The sequence below is a fragment of the Streptomyces albidoflavus genome (assembly GCF_000719955.1).
GTDB lineage: Bacteria > Actinomycetota > Actinomycetes > Streptomycetales > Streptomycetaceae > Streptomyces > Streptomyces albidoflavus.
Genome location: NZ_JOII01000028.1, coordinates 1 through 15,341, shown reverse-complemented (window position 1 = coordinate 15,341; position 15,341 = coordinate 1). Strand labels below are relative to the sequence as shown.

Below are 15,341 nucleotides of genomic sequence, written 5' to 3'. Positions count from 1 at the left end.
CCGGCCTGCCTCAGTCGCAGTCGCGGCAGATGGGCTGGCCGTTCTTCTCGCGTGCGAGCTGGCTCCGGTGGTGCACCAGGAAGCAGCTCATGCAGGTGAACTCGTCCTGCTGCTTGGGCAGCACCCGGACGGCCAGCTCCTCGTTGGAGAGGTCCGCTCCGGGAAGTTCGAGGCCCTCTGCGGCCTCGAACTCGTCGACGTCGACCGTGGAGGTGGACTTGTCGTTCCTCCGGGCCTTCAGTTCCTCGATGCTGTCCTCGTTGAGGTCGTCATCGGTCTTACGTGGGGTGTCGTAGTCCGTTGCCATGTCAGCTCTCCCCCTCTGGGTGTCTGTGATATCTCCAGCGCGGTAACGCCTGGGAGGCCGGACTTGTGCCCGACCTGAGGCGGAGATTTTGCCTCACATCAAGGTCTGTTACTCAATCGACACCCAAACGCACCTCGGAAGAGGTGATCGTCTTGGATGGCGAAGGGGACCGTACACGGTCCGGGCGCCCCGCCCCGCACGGGCCACCTTGTGCACTTCCCGTGATCGGGACCCCGGAAAACCCGCATTTTGCAGGGTTTTCAAGGGCCTTTACGGTCACGGAGAGTAGAAGGACGATCATTCGATCCTGTGATCGATCACACAGCGGAGAACCAGTTCCAGGCCGGGAAAATTCCGCTCAAAGCGAACACGGAAACGAATGCCCCGCAGGACGTTACAACGGAAGTGTGACACGCATCACGAGCCCTCCGCCTTCCCTCGGCTCCGCGGTGATCCTTCCGCCGTGCGCGCGGGTCACCGACCGGACGATCGACAGGCCGAGCCCGACCCCCTTGTCACTCCCGGTCCGCTCGGTCCGCAGCCGCCGGAACGGCTCGAAGAGCTGATCGATCTCGTACGCGGGGACGACCGGTCCGGTGTTGGTCACGACCAGCACCGCCTGCCCGTGCTGGAGCTCGGTGGAGACCTCCACCCAGCCGCCCTCGCCCGGGGGCAGGTTGTAGCGCACGGCGTTCTGCGTGAGGTTCAGGGCGATCCGCTCCAGCAGGACGCCGTTGCCCTGGACGACCGCCTCGGCGATGTCCGCGCGCAGCTCCACCTCCCGCTGCTCGGCCTCGCCGCGCACCTGCTCGACGGCGCGGGTGGCGACCTCGCCGAGGTCCACCGGCTTGCGCTCGACGATCTGGTTGTCGCTGCGGGCCAGCAGGAGCAGGCCCTCGACCAGCTGCTCGCTCCGCTCGTTGGTGGCGAGCAGGGTCTTGCCGAGCTGCTGGAGCTCGGGGGGCGCGCCCGGGTCGGAGAGCTGCACCTCCAGCAGGGTGCGGTTGATCGCCAGCGGCGTGCGCAGCTCGTGCGAGGCGTTGGCGACGAACCGCTGCTGGGCGGTGAAGGCCCGCTCCAGGCGGTCCAGCATGTCGTCGAAGGTGTCGGCCAGCTCCTTCAGCTCGTCGTCCGGGCCGTCCAGCTCGATCCGCCGGGAGAGGTCGGAGCCGGCCACGCTGCGCGCGGTCCGGGTGATCCGGCCCAGCGGCGCGAGGACCCGCCCGGCCATGGCGTAGCCGAAGGCGAAGGCGATCACGCTGAGGCCGACCAGGGCCAGCAGCGAGCGGCTCAGCAGGTCGTCCAGGGCCTGCTGGCGCTGGTGGTCGATGCAGAGCTTCATCGCGTCGTTGAACGCGCCCGAGCTGGTGAAGCGGCGGCCGGAGAGGGCCGGGCAGGCGTCGCTGTAGATCGTGAAGGTGCCGCTGGTGACCTGGAACGGCAGCTCGTTGCCGACGTGCACCGCCTGGGCGGCGAGCAGGTAGATGATCGACAGCAGCAGGATGCCCGCGATGAGGAACATCCCGCCGTAGAGCAGGGTGAGCCGTATCCGGATGGTGGGCCGCAGCCACGCCTGCTGCGGCGGGCGGCGCGGGTCCCAGGTGGGCCTGGGCGGCGCGGAGGTGGGTTTGGGGGGCGCGGGGCGCGGCGCCGGGCTCGCGGCCACGCCGGTCAGATCCGGTAGCCCGAGCCGGGCACGGTGACGATGACCGCGGGCTCGCCCAGCTTGCGGCGGAGCGTCATGACGGTGACCCGCACGACGTTGGTGAACGGGTCGGTGTTCTCGTCCCAGGCCTTCTCCAGCAACTGCTCGGCGGAGACCACGGCGCCCTCGCTGCGCAGCAGCACCTCCAGGACGGCGAACTCCTTGGGAGCGAGCTGGATCTCCCGGCCGTCGCGGAAGACCTCGCGGCGGTTGGGGTCGAGCTTGATCCCGGCGCGCTCCAGGACCGGCGGCAGCGGCACGCTGGTACGCCGGCCGAGCGCGCGGACCCGGGCGATCAGCTCGGTGAAGGCGAAGGGCTTGGGGAGGTAGTCGTCGGCGCCGATCTCCAGCCCCTCGACCCGGTCGCTGACGTCGCCGGAGGCCGTGAGCATCAGGACCCGGGTGGGCATCTGGAGCTCGACCACCCTGCGGCAGACGTCGTCCCCGTGGACCAGGGGGAGGTCCCGGTCGAGGACGATCACGTCGTAGTCGTTGACGCCCACGCGTTCCAGCGCGGCGGCCCCGTCGTACACGACGTCGACGGCCATGGCCTCCCGGCGCAGTCCGGTGGCCACCGCATCGGCGAGCAGCTGCTCGTCCTCGACGACGAGTACACGCACGTCGCTGATCCTTTCGCAGGGCACCCCGAGGGGGCGCCGGTCCTTCTGATGAGGCTCCATCCTGCCCCTTTCGGCCATAAACCGGCGGTAAGGCGGGAGCCACCCGGACGGGAAGGAAGGATTCCGCAAGTCGGCCGAACCCCGAGGTTTCCGGCGTCCGGGGCGCGGGGAGGACGACTGCACACCCGCGATCACCCTCGGCATGTGGCTCATGCCACGTCCGGCATTTCCCCGACGGAGCCGCCCCCGGGGCGTGGTCACCCCTTTTTCGAGGCACACCCCCGTGCCGCCGACCCACCCACACCTTGACGAGGGGGCGCATCATGGACGCTTTCACCGCAGGTCTGCTTCAGCGCATAGAGGCCACCGAGTCGGATCTGACCCGGGCCCAGGAGACCGGGGACGAGTTCCTGGCCGAGGTCGAGCAGGGCGAGCTGGAGGATCTCCAGCGGCTGGCCGCCGAGCACGGCGTCCAGGTCCACACGGCTTCCACCGCCTGACCACACCCACCCGCACCGCCGTCACCGCAGGCGCGCACGCGACCGGGCCCCGGCCCCTCTGCCGAGAGGGGGCCGGGGCCCGGTCGTGTGCCCGGGGTCAGGCCAGGGTGCCGTCGTGCCAGGCCCCGTACTCCTCCAGGCGCTCCTGGAGCGGCTCGAAGAGGCCGGGCGGGGCCGCCACCGTCAGTTCGGTGGAGGCGGGGGCTCCGGGGCGTCCGCCGGTGAGGGCGCCGGCCTCGCGGGCGATCAGTTCCCCGGCCGCGTAGTCCCAGGGGTTGAGGCCGCGCTCGTAGTACGCGTCGAGGCGGCCGGTGGCGACGTCGCACAGGTCGATCGCGGCGGAGCCGCCCCGGCGGATGTCGCGGACCTCGGGGATGATCCGGGCGGCGACGGCGGCCTGGTGGGCCTTGCGGCCGGCGAGGTAGCCGAAGCCGGTGCCGACCAGGGCGCGGTCGAGCGATGGCGCGGTGTTGACCTGGATCGGGGTGTCGTCCAGGTGAGCGCCGCCGCCGAGGACGGCCCGGCAGGTCTCGCCGCGCATCGGCGCGTGGACGACGCCGACGACGGTGACCCCGTCGCGTTCGGCGGCGATGGAGACGGCCCAGGCGGGGCGGCCGTAGAGGTAGTTCACCGTGCCGTCGAGCGGGTCGATGATCCACCTCACGCCGCTGGTGCCCTCGGTGCTGGCACCCTCCTCGCCGAGGAAGCCGTCCTCGGGGCGGCGGTCGGCGAGGAAGCCGGTGATCATCTTCTCGGAGGCGATGTCCATCTCGGTCACCACGTCGATGGCGCTGGTCTTGGTGGCGGCCACCGCGAGGTCGGCGGGGCGCCCGTCGCGCAGGAAGTCCCCGGCGCGGCGGGCGGCCTCCAGGGCGAGGGCGAGCAGTCCGGTGTTGGGGTCGGTCACGGGCTGGTGCTCCTAGGTCGGGGGCGGGGCGGGTCAGTCCAGTCCGGCGGCGGCGGGGCGCGGCGAGCGGGCGGGGCAGCAGCCGACCGGGCAGACGTCGTGGCTGGGGCCGAGCGCGCCGAGGGCGCAGCGGGCCGGGTGCTCGCCGCGTTCGGTGGCGGCCCGCTCCAGCAGCAGGTCGCGGACGGCGGCGGCGAACCGCGGGTCGGCGCCGACGGTGGCCGAGCGGCGTACGGGCAGGCCCAGTTCGGCGGCCTTGGCGGTGGCCTCGGTGTCGAGGTCGTAGCGGACCTCCATGTGGTCCGAGACGAAGCCGATCGGGGCCATGACGACCGCCGGGGCGCCGGCCGCGTGCCGCTCCTCCAGGTGGTCGCAGATGTCCGGCTCCAGCCACGGGATGTGCGGGGAGCCGCTGCGCGACTGGTAGACGAGGGACCAGGGGCGGTCGACGCCGGTCCGCTCGCGGACCGCGTCGGCGATCACCCGGGCGGTGTCGAGGTGCTGCGCCACGTAGGCGCCGCCGTCGCCGTGGACCTCGCGGGGTCCGGAGGTGTCGGCGGCGGCGTCCGGGATGGAGTGCGTGGTGAAGGCGATCTCGGCGCCGTCGCGCACCTCATCGGGGAGGTCGGCGAGGGAGGCGAGGACGCCGTCGATCATCGGCTCCAGGAAGCCCGGGTGGTTGAAGTAGTGCCGGAGCTTGTCGACCCGGGGCACGGGCAGCCCCTCGGTCTGAAGCGCGGCCAGCGCGTCGGCGAGGTTCTCGCGGTACTGGCGGCACCCCGAGTACGAGGCGTACGCGCTGGTGGCGAGGACGGCGATGCGGCGGTGCCCCTCCTTGGCCATCTCCCGCAGGGTGTCGGGGAGGTAGGGGCTCCAGTTGCGGTTGCCCCAGAAGACGGGCAGCTCGACGCCGTGCTCCGCGAAGTCGGCGCGCAGGGCGGCGAGGAGGTCGCGGTTCTGGGCGTTGATGGGGCTGATCCCGTCGAAGAGGTAGTAGTGCTGCCCCACCTCCTTCAGCCGCTCTTCGGGGATTCCGCGGCCGTGCGTCACGTTCCGCAGGAAGGGGACGACGTCGTCGGGTCCCTCGGGGCCGCCGAAGGAGAGCAGCAGGAGGGCGTCGTAGGGGGTGGCATCGCGCACATCGGACATGTCTCGATCCTGCCACCCGGCGGCCCGGGCGAGGAATCGGGGCTGCGGTCGCGCCCCGGCGGCCCGTAAGCTGTATGAGCCCCTCTCACACCTTACGTTCAGCCTGCCCGGAGCCCGCCTTGCCCAGCCCGTACCGCGCCATCTTCTCCGCCCCGGGCAGCAGGGGTTTCTCCGCCGCCGGATTCGTGGGGCGGCTGCCGCTGTCCATGATGGGCATCGGCATCGTCACGATGATCTCGCAGCTCACCGGCAGGTACGGGCTGGCCGGGGCGCTCTCGGCGATGGTGGCGCTCTCGGCGGCGCTGATCGGCCCGCAGATCTCCCGCCTGGTCGACCTGCACGGCCAGCGGCGGGTGCTGCGGCCGGCCACCCTGGTGGCGCTGGCGGCGGTGGCGGGGCTGCTGCTCTCGGCGCAGTTCTCGCTGCCGGACTGGACGCTCTTCCTCTTCGCCGCCGGGATCGGCGCGGTGCCCTCGATCGGCTCGATGGTCCGCGCCCGCTGGGCGGCGCTCTACCGGGACCAGCCGCGCCAGCTGCACACCGCGTACTCCTTCGAGTCTGTGGTCGACGAGGCGTGCTTCATCTTCGGCCCGATCGTCTCCATCGGCCTGTCGACGACCTGGTTCCCGGAGGCGGGCCCGCTGCTGGCGGCGGTCTTCCTGGCGGCGGGCGTCTTCTCGCTCACCGCCCAGCGCTCCACCGAACCGGTCCCCCACCCGCGCGAGCACCACACCAAGGGCTCCGCCCTGCGCTCGACCGGGCTCCAGGTCCTGGTCGGCACCTTCGTGGCGACCGGGGCGATCTTCGGCGCGATCGACGTGGTCACCGTCGCCTTCGCCGAGGAGCAGGGCCACAAGGGCGCGGCCAGCCTGGTGCTGGCCACCTACGCCGCCGGGTCGTGCCTGGCGGGCGTCGTCTTCGGCCTACTGCACTTCGGCGGGGCGCCGGCCCGCAGGTGGCTGCTGGGGGTCGTCGCGATGGGCGTGAGTATGATCCCCCTCCAACTGGTCGGGAACCTGCCGTTTCTGGCCGTGGCACTGTTCGTGGCGGGCCTGTGCATCGCGCCGACGATGATCACGACGATGGCCCTCGTCGAGCAGCACGTGCCCCGCGCGAAGCTGACCGAAGGCATGACCTGGGTGAGTACGGGTCTGGCGGTCGGCGTCGCTCTCGGCTCGTCGGTCTCCGGCTGGGTGATCGACGCGGCGGGGGCGAAGGCGGGGTACTGGGTTCCGGCGGCCGCCGGGGCCGCCGCGGTCCTCGTCGGGTTCCTGGGGTACCGCCGGCTGAGCAGCCCGGCGCCGCAGCGGGAGGGACCTGATGGACGAGCAGCAGACGCTGGGCAGCACCAGGACGGCGAGTCCGGTACGCACCCGGAACGGGACCTGGCGTAACTGGGCGGGGACGGTCGCGGCCCGCCCGGCCCGCGAGACCGTCCCCGCCTCGGCCGCCGAACTGGCCGGCGCGGTACGCGACGCGGCGGCGCGCGGGATGCGGGTGAAGGCGGTCGGCACCGGCCACTCCTTCACCGCGGCGGCCGCCACCGACGGCCTGCTGATACGCCCCGACCTGCTGACCGGCATCCAGATCGACCACGAGGCCGGGACCGTCACGGTCGCCGCCGGCACCCCGCTGAAGCGGCTCAACGTGGCCCTGGCCCGCGAGGGCCTGTCGCTGACCAACATGGGCGACATCATGGAGCAGACGGTGGCCGGGGCGACCAGCACCGGCACCCACGGCACCGGACGCGCCTCGGCCTCCCTCTCCGCGCAGATCACCGCGCTGGAGCTGGTCACCGCCGACGGCTCCCTCCTCAGCTGCTCCCGCGAGCAGAACCCGGAACTCTTCGCCGCCGCCCGGATCGGGCTCGGCGCGCTCGGCGTGATCACCTCGCTGACCTTCGCCGTCGAGCCGGTCTTCCTGCTGCGGGCCCGCGAGGAGCCCATGGGGTTCGACCAGGTCACCGCCGAGTTCGACCAGCTCGTCGCGGAGAACGAGCACTTCGAGTTCTACTGGTTCCCGCACACCGGCAACTGCTCCACCAAGCGGAACAACCGCACCGCGGGTCCCGCCGCCCCCGTGGGCCGCCTCAGCGGCTGGTTCGAGGACGAGTTCCTCTCCAACGGCGTCTTCCAGGCCGCCAACACCCTGGGCCGCGCGGTCCCGGCGACCATCCCCTCCCTGGCCCGCCTCTCCAGCCGCGCCCTCTCCGCCCGCACCTACACGGACATCCCCTACAAGGTCTTCACCTCCCCGCGCCGCGTCCGCTTCGTGGAGATGGAGTACGCCGTGCCGCGCGAGGCCCTGGTCCCCGCGCTGCGCGAACTGCGCGCGATGGTGGACCGCTCCCCGCTGCGGGTGAGCTTCCCGGTGGAGGTGCGGACGGCCCCCGCCGACGACATCGCCCTCTCCACCGCCTCCGGCCGGGAGACCGCCTACATCGCCGTCCACCTCTACAAGGGGACGCCGTACCAGGCGTACTTCACCGCCGCCGAGCGGATCTTCACCGCCCACGAGGGCCGGCCGCACTGGGGCAAGATCCACACCAGGGACGCGGAGTACTTCGCCGAGGTCTACCCCCGCTTCGCCGAGTTCACGGCGCTGCGCGACCGCCTCGACCCCGACCGGCTCTTCGGCAACGACTACCTGCGGCGCGTGCTGGGCGACTGACCCCGCTCCCCCGCGCCGGTCACCCGGCGGGGGCGCCCTCCTCGGGCGCGGCCCCGGAGGGCACGCCCCCGGACGGCTGGCCGGTCGGCTGCTCCGGCTCCCCGGCCGAGGGGGTCGGGGTGGGCGTGGGGCTCCGGTCGCCGGTGGAGTCGTCCGGGGTCCCGGGCTGCTGCCCGGGCCGGGTGGGCGCCGGGCTCGTCCCCTCCTCGGGCGTGCCGGTGGAGGAGGTGCCGTCCTCCGGGTCCTGGGTGGACGGGGCGCCCGAGCCGCCGTCCGAGGGCGCCTCGCCGGAGGGTGTCTCCTCGGGCGCGGGCGCCTTCTCCTCCTCCTGGTCGCCGGAGGGCTGGGAGCGGTTGCCGGTGAGGTGGCTGATGGTGGGACCCGAGTCGCCGCTCAGGGCGTGGCCGGAGACCAGCTCCCAGCCGGTGATCCCGCCCATCGCCAGGACGAAGACGGCGGCCGCGCTGATCAGCGACCGCTTCCAGCGGCCGGTCCGCGCCTGGTGGGTGGTGGCCTCCCCGAACTCCCCGGTCTCCGGTCCGGACGGCTCGGGTACGGCGCGCAGGAGACGGGTGGCCTGGTCGGCCTCGGCGGGATCGGCGGCCGGGACACGGAGAGCACGGGTGGCGTCGGGGCCGGCCTGGCCGAGGAGCTGGGTCGCCCCGGGGTCTGCCTGACTCAGGAGCTGGGTCGCCTCCGGGTCGGCCTGGCCCAGGAGCTGGGTGGCCTCGGCGTCGGCGGGGCGCGGGGCGGCGGGATCGATCCGGCCCAGGAGCTGGGTGGCCTCGACCGGAGCCGGGGGGTCGCCCGGGACCGTGTGGGCGGTGGCGGGGTCGGCGGAGGCGACGCGGCCGGGGGCGGGGTCGGTGAGCGGGTCCGGCTCCGGGTCGGCGCGGAAGGTGTCGGGGACGTCGGGGCCCGGCTCGCCCTTGGGGCGGACGTGCGCGACGTCTCGTATCTGCTCGCCGGTGCGGCGGAAGAGGTGCTGGAAGACGCTGCCTCCGGTGGTGGCGACCACACTCATCACGCCGGCGCCGATGACGGTGCCGTAGACACCGAGCTGGGAGGCGGCGACGGCGCCCGCGACCGCGGCCACGGCGGAGCCCGCGACCTGGGGGACACTCAGATCGATGCGCTTCGCTTCCTCTTGCGGCTCCTCACCGCTCCGGGTGCCGACTTCCTTCACCTGCGTGGTCTCGCGCATCTCCCGCCTCGTTTTCGCCCTTCTCGTTCACCCTGCACCACAAAACGACAATTGGGCGAATCGAATGGTTCCGCTTCTGGGGGTTTTGTGAAGCAGGCCACCTCGCGGAGGCGCCGGACGACAAAGGCGTCGACCAACTCCCGCTCCCTGTGAGAAGTTCAGCGGCGTGCCGGTCCACCCCCGTGGCCCGAATGGAGTACTGTTGCGAGCCCTGGGTCCGGTCTCCCACCTGGGTTTCCTTCAGGCCCCGAGGGGTCGGCCGGAGCCGCGGGAGAGGGCTTCACGGCACCGGGTGAGCAGCGCGGGCACGCCGCGCGGCTTCAGTCAGGAACGGTGACATCACGGTGGCGCGGGACTCACATCCGGCCCACCGAACAACTCGGCAAGGTTGTGGTCGGCTGCACCCGGGCAGACCACACACGACTAGCGGAAGCAGCGACGCACGTGACGTCGGCAGGCACCACCCGGGAGGTCCCCATGCCCGAACTGCGTGTCGTGGCCGTCAGCAACGACGGCACACGGCTGGTGCTCAAAGCTGCGGACAGTACGGAGTACACGCTTCCGATCGATGAGCGGCTCCGGGCCGCCGTCCGCGGTGACCGGCCCCGTCTCGGCCAGATCGAGATCGAGGTCGAGAGTCACCTGCGCCCGCGCGACATCCAGGCGCGGATAAGGGCCGGTGCCTCCGCCGAGGAGGTCGCCTCGCTCGCCGGAATCCCCGTGGACCGCGTCCGCCGCTTCGAGGGCCCCGTCCTCGCCGAGCGCGCCTTCATGGCCGAGCGCGCCCGCAAGACTCCCGTCCGCCGGCCCGGCGAGAACACCGGCCCCCAGCTCGGCGAGGCCGTCCGCGAGCGCCTGCTGCTGCGCGGCGCCGACCGCGACACCGTGCAGTGGGACTCCTGGCGCCGCGACGACGGCACCTGGGAAGTCCTGCTGGTCTACGGCGTCGCGGGTGAGCGGCACTCGGCGAGCTGGAGCTACGACCCGCCGCGCCGCCTCGTGCAGGCCGTGGACGACGAGGCCCGTTCGCTGATCGGCGAGTCCGACGACGTGTCGGCGCCCGAGCCCAGCTTCCCCTTCGTGCCCCGGATCGCCCGGCTGCCGAGGGAGCGTCCGGAGCGCCCCGAGCGCGGCCCGCACGCGGTGGAGCCGGAGACCGAGGAGCTGCCCGCCACCGCCGAGCAGGGCGGCCGGGACTCGCTGACCAGCCTGCTGGAGGCGGTGCCGAGCTTCCGTGGCGACATGGTGGTGCCCGAGCGCCCGGCGGCCGAGCGTCCGCTGGAGGAGCCCGAGCAGGAGGCCGAGGAGCCCCCGGCGCCCGCCGCCTCGGCCGGTTCGGCCTACGCGGACGTGCTCATGCCACGGGCGGTGGCGGCCCACCGCGACCGGCTGATCGGTTCCACCGACCGGCAGGCCGAGGCGGACGGCGTCCGGCCCGGCCGCCGGGCCGCCGTGCCGAGCTGGGACGAGATCGTCTTCGGCACCCGCCGCAAGAACAAGGAGTAGCGGTTCTCCGGACCCGCTGAACAGCACGGCCCGTACACCGGCGAGGTGTGCGGGCCGTCCTGCTGTGCGGTGCGGGTCAGCCCGGCTGCGGGCCGGTGGCGACGGGGCGGTCGGGGTCGGCGGACCAGTCGGACCAGGAGCCGACGTAGAGGGCGGCGTCGACGCCGGCCACCGCCAGGGCCAGCACCTCGTGGGCGCCGGAGACGCCGGACCCGCAGTAGACACCGACCTTCCTGCCGGGGTTCGCGCCCAGGGCGGCGAAGCGGCCGGCGAGTTCGGCGGCGGGGAGCAGGCGGCCGTCCTCGCCGGTGTTCTCGGTGGTCGGGGCGGAGACGGCGCCCGGGATGTGGCCGCCGACCCGGTCGATGGGCTCGACGTCGCCCCGGTACCGCTCGGCGGCGCGGGCGTCCAGGAGCACCCCGGAGGCGGCGAGCGCGGCGGCGCCGTCGGCGTCCAGCAGCTCCAACCGGCCCGGTTCCGGGGTGAAGTCACCCGGCTCCGGCGTGACTTCACCCTCCTCCAGCGGCCCGTCCCAGGCGGCGAGCCCGCCGTCGAGGACGCGTACCTCGGGGTGGCCGGCCCAGCGCAGCAGCCACCAGGCGCGGGCCGCCGCCCAGCCCTGGCCGCCGTCGTAGGTGACGACCGGGCGGCCGGCGTCCACCCCGGCCGCGCGCATCGCGGCGCCGAACGCCTCGACGTCCGGCAGCGGGTGGCGCCCGCCCTTCCCCGGGCCGCCGGCCAACTCGCCGTCCAGGTCCACGTGGACGGCGCCGGGCAGGTGACCCGCCAGGTAGGCGGGGCGCTGGTCGGGGCCGCCGAGCTGCCAGCGGACGTCGAGCAGGACGGGCGGGCGGGGGCCCTGGAGCTCCCCGGCGAGTGCGGTGGCGGAGATGATCGCGTTCATGGGGCCATCCTCGCGCACCGGCGCCGCCAGGCCGGCTTCACCGGAGAAGGTGACCGGATCGCCCGCACGGCGTACCGTCTGTACGGACTCACGTACACCGGGTGATCCCGGACTGTGACCTCAAGGCCATGGCGTGGCAACGGGTGAGAAACAACGGATCGGGCAGGCTGCGCTTACGCGTGGTGCGGTCCGGGTGCGGGCCCGGCGCGTGCCCGACGACGGACGGTCCGAGGAGAGAGTGGCAGATGAGTGTGGTGCGTGGGCAGACGGTGGATCAGAGAACTGAGCGGCCGGTGCCCGGCACACCCTGCTGGGTGAGCCTGATGGCCGACGACCCGGTGGCGAGCCAGGAGTTCTACGGACGGCTCTTCGGCTGGGAGTTCCGGCCCGGACCGGAGCAACTCGGGCCGTACGCGCGGGCGTTGCTGGACGGCCGGGTGGTGGCCGGGATCGGGCGGATGCCCGAGGGGCAGTCGCTGCCGGTCGCGTGGACGCCCTATCTGGCGGCGGACGACGTGGACGAGACGGCCGGGACCGTGCGGCACTGCGGCGGCACGGTCGGGGTGGGCCCGCTGGACGCGGAGGAGGCCGGGCGGATGGCCCTGGCGGCCGACCCCTCGGGTGCCACCTTCGGGATCTGGCAGGGCCGCGAGCACCGGGGCGCCGCCGTCGAGGGGGTCCCCGGGTCGGTGCTGTGGAACGAGCTGGTGACCCGGGAGACCGCCGGTGTCCTGCCGTTCTACCGGGCGGCGTTCGGTTTCGAGGCCGAGCGGGAGGAGGGGGCGGAGGACGCCGCGACGCTGCTGCTCGACGGGCGCCCGGTGGCCTCCGTCCTGGGGGTCGGGCAGGCGCTCGGCGAGCTGGGGGCGGCGCACTGGCACACGCACTTCGCGGTCGAGGACCCGGACGAGACGGTCAACCGGGTCATCGAGCTGGGCGGGCGGGTGCAGCGGCCGCCGCGTGACGGGTCGCACGGCCGGACCGCCACGGTGGCCGACCCCTGGGGCGCGGTCTTCACGGTGGCCCGGCCGGACACCCCGGCCTGACGCCGCCGAGGGCCCGGGCGGTACGCCGCCCGGGCCGCGGGCGTCAGGTACGGACCTCCAGCAGCGGGACCAGCTGCTCGGCCGGGGTCATCGAGCCGTGCATCCCGGTCAGGGCCGACTCGTTGGGCTCGCGGCGGGTGGCGGTGATCGCCACGTCGTCCCGGGCGGCGACGATGACGTCGCCGAGCCGGTCACGGACCCGCTTCTCGACGTGCGGGCCGAACCAGCCGGCCTCGATCGCCTCGTCCCTGCCCGCCACCCAGCACTGCTCCCCCAGCACCTCGCGCCAGACGGTGCGCACGTCGCGGGCGGCGCCCGGGACGGCGTAGAGGTGGCGGGCGCGGCCCTCGCCGCCGAGGAGGCGGATGCCGGCGTTCAGCTCCCAGTCCTCGTCGACGTCGAAGCGGTGGCGGTCGTCGAAGGGGATGTCGACCATGCCGTGGTCGGCGGTGATGTAGAGGGCGCTGCGCGGGGGCAGCTGCTCGGCGAGGCGCCGGGCGAGCCCGTCGACGTACATCAGCTGGCCGCGCCAGGCGTCGGAGTCGACGCCGAAGCGGTGGCCCTTGCCGTCGACCTCGCTGTAGTACGTGTAGACCAGCGCGCGGTCCCCGGCGGCGAGCTGGGCGGCGGCCAGGTCCATCCGCTCCTCGCCGGAGAGACGGCCGTGGAAGGTGCCGCCGCTGAGGGCGACCTGGGTGAGCGGGGTGTGGTGGAAGCCGGGGGCGGAGACCTGCGCGGTGTGGACGCCTGCCGCGTCGGCGAGGGAGAAGACCGTGGGGTGCGGCTGCCAGGCGTGCGGGTCGGTCCAGGGCTTCCAGCGGAGCTGGTTCATCAGCTCGCCGCTGTCCGGGTTGAGTGCGGTGTACCCGGGCAGGCCGTGCTCGCCGGGGGTGCGGCCGGTGCCGACGGAGGCGAGCGAGGTGGCGGTGGTGGCGGGGAAACCCGCGGTGAGCGGCTGCCCCGTGCCACCGCGCGAGGTGGCGATGAGCGAGGAGAGGAACGGCGCCTCGGCCGGGTGGGCGAGCAGCTGGTGCCAGCCGAGCCCGTCGATGAGGAACACGCAGTTGCGGTCGGCGGGCGGCAGCTCGGTGAGGGTCGCCGTCATGCCCGGTACGCCGGAGCCGGCGGCCAGCGTGGGCAGCAGGTCGGCGAGCGAGCCGCTGCCGTAGGCCGGGACGGGGGCGGAGGCGAGGGGAAGGGGCTCGGGCCAGGCGGAAGAGGGCATCAGCGGCCGGCCGGCGTGGCGGTGGCGGCCGTCGCCTCCGAGAGCGCCTGGGCGAAGGCGAGCGCCTGCCGCACGGTGTCGGGGCCGTCGCCGGCCTCGCTGACGCGCAGGCTCAGGTCGTCGGCGGTGGAGCTGCCGGTGTAGCCGTGGTCGGCCTCGCAGTTGGGGTCGCCGCAGGCGGCGGGCTCCAGGTCGATGCGGGAGACCGCGCCCCAGCCGATGGTCAGGACGACCTCGCGGGGCAGGGTGCCCGGGGTGTACGACTCCGGGTTGGCCACGACGCGGCTGAGGACCACCGAGGAGATCCGGCCGGTCTTCACCGATTCGGTGGAGGTGGTGGCGAGCGCGGTCGGCGAGCCGGAGTCGGCGGCCTGCTCGTCGGTGTGGCTGACGATGAACCGGGTGGGGGTGAGGACCAGGACCGTGACGTGCCGGCGGACCTCGTTCGCGTCGAAGGTGGTCTCCTGATGGACCAGGTACGACGCGACGGGCTCGCCCCCCACGGCGGCCTCCACCGCCTCGGCCACGAGGGCCGGGTAGTAGCCGCTGCGCTCGATCGCCGCGCGCAGCCCCTGGGTCGTCGTACCGGTCTTAGCCATGCGGACCATCCTACGGGGGCGCACCGGCCGCTGGGGACGGGCCGGGCGAGGGGGACGGGGCGGCGGGGCCGCTCAGTAGGCGGGCAGGGTGCGCGGGCCGAGGTCGTCGCGGGCGGGGGGCGGGGCGAGGCGGACCGAGGCGCCGAGGACGCTGACGCCGCGCGGGGCGACCACCACCGGCTCCAGCTGCACGTCGACGACCTCGGGGTGGTCGTCGACCAGCCGCGAGACGCGTTGCAGCAGTTCCTCCAGGGCAGGGGTGTCGACCGGGGCGGAGCCGCGCCAGCCGAAGAGGAGCGGGGCGGTGCGGATGGAGCGGACCATCGCGGTGGCGTCCCGGTCGGTGACGGGGACGAGGCGGTGGGCGGTGTCGCCGAGGAGTTCGGAGGGGGCGCCGGCCAGGCCGAAGGTGAGGACGGCGCCGACCGCCGGGTCGATGACGGTGCGCACCACGGTGTCGACGCCGCGCGGCGCCATCGGCTGCACCACGGGCCGCAGCTCGGCCGGGGTGCCGAAGAGGCCGGTCAGCTCGGCGTACGCCTGGCGCAGCTGGGCCTCGTCGGCGAGGTCGAGGCGGACCCCGCCGAGGTCGGCGCGGTGGCGCAGGTGGGGCGCGGTGGTCTTGAGGGCGACCGGGTAGCCCAGCTCGGCGGCGGCGCGGACGGCGGTGTCCGGGTCCGGCGCGGGGAGCGTGGGGCGGACCTCGATGCCGTAGCGGGCGAGGAGGGCCCGGGTGTCCTCGGCGCCGAGGGTGTGGGCGCGCGGCGCGGCGCCCTCCTCCCCGGGAGCGGCGGCGGCCAGCAGCCGGGTGATGTCGGCGGCCGCGCCCCGCTCGTCGATGGACTCGTACTCCGGTACGCCGCCGGGGCGCTGGGCCTCGCGGCGCCACTGGGCGTACCGGACGGCCTCGCCGAGGGCGCGGACGGCACGTTCGGCGGCCGGGTAGGCGGGGATGCGGCGGGTGCGCGGGACGGGGGGTGCCTCGTCGGGGGCGGGGGC

The 15,341-nt window shown here is 74.0% G+C and carries 15 protein-coding genes; 5 read left to right on the top strand and 10 right to left on the bottom strand.

Annotated features, from left to right (window positions below; genetic code table 11):
• Positions 1 to 10 precede the first annotated feature (10 nt).
• The 3 genes from IF45_RS0124165 to IF45_RS0124155 form a co-directional block, all read right to left on the bottom strand.
• Positions 11 to 307, bottom strand: coding sequence for a DUF4193 domain-containing protein (locus IF45_RS0124165; protein WP_003951337.1), 297 nt, complete (start codon positions 305 to 307; stop codon positions 11 to 13).
• A 394-nt stretch (positions 308 to 701) separates the two neighbouring features.
• Positions 702 to 1,973 (bottom strand): sensor histidine kinase, encoded by a 1,272-nt coding sequence (locus tag IF45_RS0124160; RefSeq protein ID WP_003951336.1) that lies wholly within the window; start codon positions 1,971 to 1,973, stop codon positions 702 to 704.
• Between the two features lie 5 nt (positions 1,974 to 1,978).
• Positions 1,979 to 2,632, bottom strand: coding sequence for a response regulator transcription factor (locus IF45_RS0124155; protein WP_003951335.1), 654 nt, complete (start codon positions 2,630 to 2,632; stop codon positions 1,979 to 1,981).
• 323 nt (positions 2,633 to 2,955) lie between these two features.
• Here IF45_RS0124155 and IF45_RS33430 point away from each other — a divergent pair, with 323 nt between their 5' ends.
• Positions 2,956 to 3,132, top strand: a complete 177-nt coding sequence (locus IF45_RS33430) for a hypothetical protein (RefSeq protein ID WP_008406641.1) — start codon at positions 2,956 to 2,958, stop codon at positions 3,130 to 3,132.
• Between the two features lie 97 nt (positions 3,133 to 3,229).
• Here IF45_RS33430 and IF45_RS0124145 read toward each other — a convergent pair whose 3' ends face one another.
• Positions 3,230 to 4,039 carry an inositol monophosphatase family protein gene (locus IF45_RS0124145; RefSeq protein WP_015506974.1) on the bottom strand — a complete coding sequence of 270 codons (810 nt, stop codon included), beginning with the start codon at positions 4,037 to 4,039 and terminating at the stop codon, positions 3,230 to 3,232.
• Between the two features lie 33 nt (positions 4,040 to 4,072).
• Entirely contained in the window at positions 4,073 to 5,188 is a 1,116-nt protein-coding gene (locus IF45_RS0124140; protein ID WP_003951333.1) for a ferrochelatase, read from the bottom strand.
• Positions 5,189 to 5,307: 119 nt separating this feature from the next.
• Here IF45_RS0124140 and IF45_RS0124135 point away from each other — a divergent pair, with 119 nt between their 5' ends.
• Both IF45_RS0124135 and IF45_RS0124130 read left to right on the top strand, forming a co-directional pair.
• Positions 5,308 to 6,582 carry an MFS transporter gene (locus IF45_RS0124135; protein WP_030309528.1) on the top strand — a complete coding sequence of 425 codons (1,275 nt, stop codon included), beginning with the start codon at positions 5,308 to 5,310 and terminating at the stop codon, positions 6,580 to 6,582.
• Positions 6,509 to 7,858 (top strand): D-arabinono-1,4-lactone oxidase, encoded by a 1,350-nt coding sequence (locus tag IF45_RS0124130; RefSeq protein ID WP_030309527.1) that lies wholly within the window; start codon positions 6,509 to 6,511, stop codon positions 7,856 to 7,858. The genes IF45_RS0124135 and IF45_RS0124130 overlap by 74 nt, the downstream gene beginning before the upstream one ends.
• Positions 7,859 to 7,877: 19 nt before the next feature.
• Here the strand turns inward: IF45_RS0124130 and IF45_RS0124125 are convergent, their stop codons facing one another.
• On the bottom strand, positions 7,878 to 9,062 hold the full coding sequence (locus IF45_RS0124125; RefSeq protein ID WP_030309526.1) for a hypothetical protein: 1,185 nt from the start codon (positions 9,060 to 9,062) through the stop codon (positions 7,878 to 7,880).
• Positions 9,063 to 9,539: 477 nt separating this feature from the next.
• On the opposite strand from IF45_RS0124125, the gene sepH reads away from it, so the two are divergent.
• Positions 9,540 to 10,568 (top strand): septation protein SepH, encoded by a 1,029-nt coding sequence (gene sepH, locus IF45_RS0124120; protein WP_030309525.1) that lies wholly within the window; start codon positions 9,540 to 9,542, stop codon positions 10,566 to 10,568.
• Between the two features lie 76 nt (positions 10,569 to 10,644).
• On the opposite strand, the gene IF45_RS0124115 is transcribed toward sepH, so the two are convergent.
• Entirely contained in the window at positions 10,645 to 11,472 is an 828-nt protein-coding gene (locus IF45_RS0124115) for a sulfurtransferase (protein ID WP_008406655.1), read from the bottom strand.
• Between the two features lie 323 nt (positions 11,473 to 11,795).
• On the opposite strand from IF45_RS0124115, the gene IF45_RS0124110 reads away from it, so the two are divergent.
• A complete protein-coding gene (locus IF45_RS0124110; protein ID WP_030309524.1) occupies positions 11,796 to 12,518 on the top strand; it encodes a VOC family protein in 723 nt (240 codons plus the stop codon).
• A gap of 43 nt (positions 12,519 to 12,561) precedes the next feature.
• Here IF45_RS0124110 and IF45_RS0124105 read toward each other — a convergent pair whose 3' ends face one another.
• From IF45_RS0124105 to IF45_RS0124095, 3 genes are all read right to left on the bottom strand, one after another.
• Positions 12,562 to 13,743 carry an alkaline phosphatase family protein gene (locus tag IF45_RS0124105; RefSeq protein ID WP_003951326.1) on the bottom strand — a complete coding sequence of 394 codons (1,182 nt, stop codon included), beginning with the start codon at positions 13,741 to 13,743 and terminating at the stop codon, positions 12,562 to 12,564.
• Entirely contained in the window at positions 13,743 to 14,342 is a 600-nt protein-coding gene (locus IF45_RS0124100) for a DUF5998 family protein (protein ID WP_003951325.1), read from the bottom strand. The genes IF45_RS0124105 and IF45_RS0124100 overlap by 1 nt, the downstream gene beginning before the upstream one ends.
• Before the next feature lie 72 nt (positions 14,343 to 14,414).
• Positions 14,415 to 15,341, bottom strand: a 927-nt coding sequence (locus tag IF45_RS0124095) for an acetate--CoA ligase family protein (RefSeq protein WP_030309522.1), incomplete at its 5' end; no start/stop codon positions are given.

What these genes read in the sequence shown, in the direction of transcription:
- IF45_RS0124110 (WP_030309524.1), top strand. Translation starts at nt 11,796, where the DNA reads ATGGCCGACGACCCGGTGGCGAGCCAGGAGTTCTACGGACGGCTCTTC.
- sepH (WP_030309525.1), top strand. Translation starts at nt 9,540, where the DNA reads ATGCCCGAACTGCGTGTCGTGGCCGTCAGCAACGACGGCACACGGCTG.
- IF45_RS0124100 (WP_003951325.1), bottom strand. Translation starts at nt 14,342, where the DNA reads ATGGCTAAGACCGGTACGACGACCCAGGGGCTGCGCGCGGCGATCGAG.
- IF45_RS0124130 (WP_030309527.1), top strand. Translation starts at nt 6,509, where the DNA reads ATGGACGAGCAGCAGACGCTGGGCAGCACCAGGACGGCGAGTCCGGTA.
- IF45_RS0124105 (WP_003951326.1), bottom strand. Translation starts at nt 13,743, where the DNA reads ATGCCCTCTTCCGCCTGGCCCGAGCCCCTTCCCCTCGCCTCCGCCCCC.
- IF45_RS0124115 (WP_008406655.1), bottom strand. Translation starts at nt 11,472, where the DNA reads ATGAACGCGATCATCTCCGCCACCGCACTCGCCGGGGAGCTCCAGGGC.
- IF45_RS0124165 (WP_003951337.1), bottom strand. Translation starts at nt 307, where the DNA reads ATGGCAACGGACTACGACACCCCACGTAAGACCGATGACGACCTCAAC.
- IF45_RS0124140 (WP_003951333.1), bottom strand. Translation starts at nt 5,188, where the DNA reads ATGTCCGATGTGCGCGATGCCACCCCCTACGACGCCCTCCTGCTGCTC.
- IF45_RS0124125 (WP_030309526.1), bottom strand. Translation starts at nt 9,062, where the DNA reads ATGCGCGAGACCACGCAGGTGAAGGAAGTCGGCACCCGGAGCGGTGAG.
- IF45_RS33430 (WP_008406641.1), top strand. Translation starts at nt 2,956, where the DNA reads ATGGACGCTTTCACCGCAGGTCTGCTTCAGCGCATAGAGGCCACCGAG.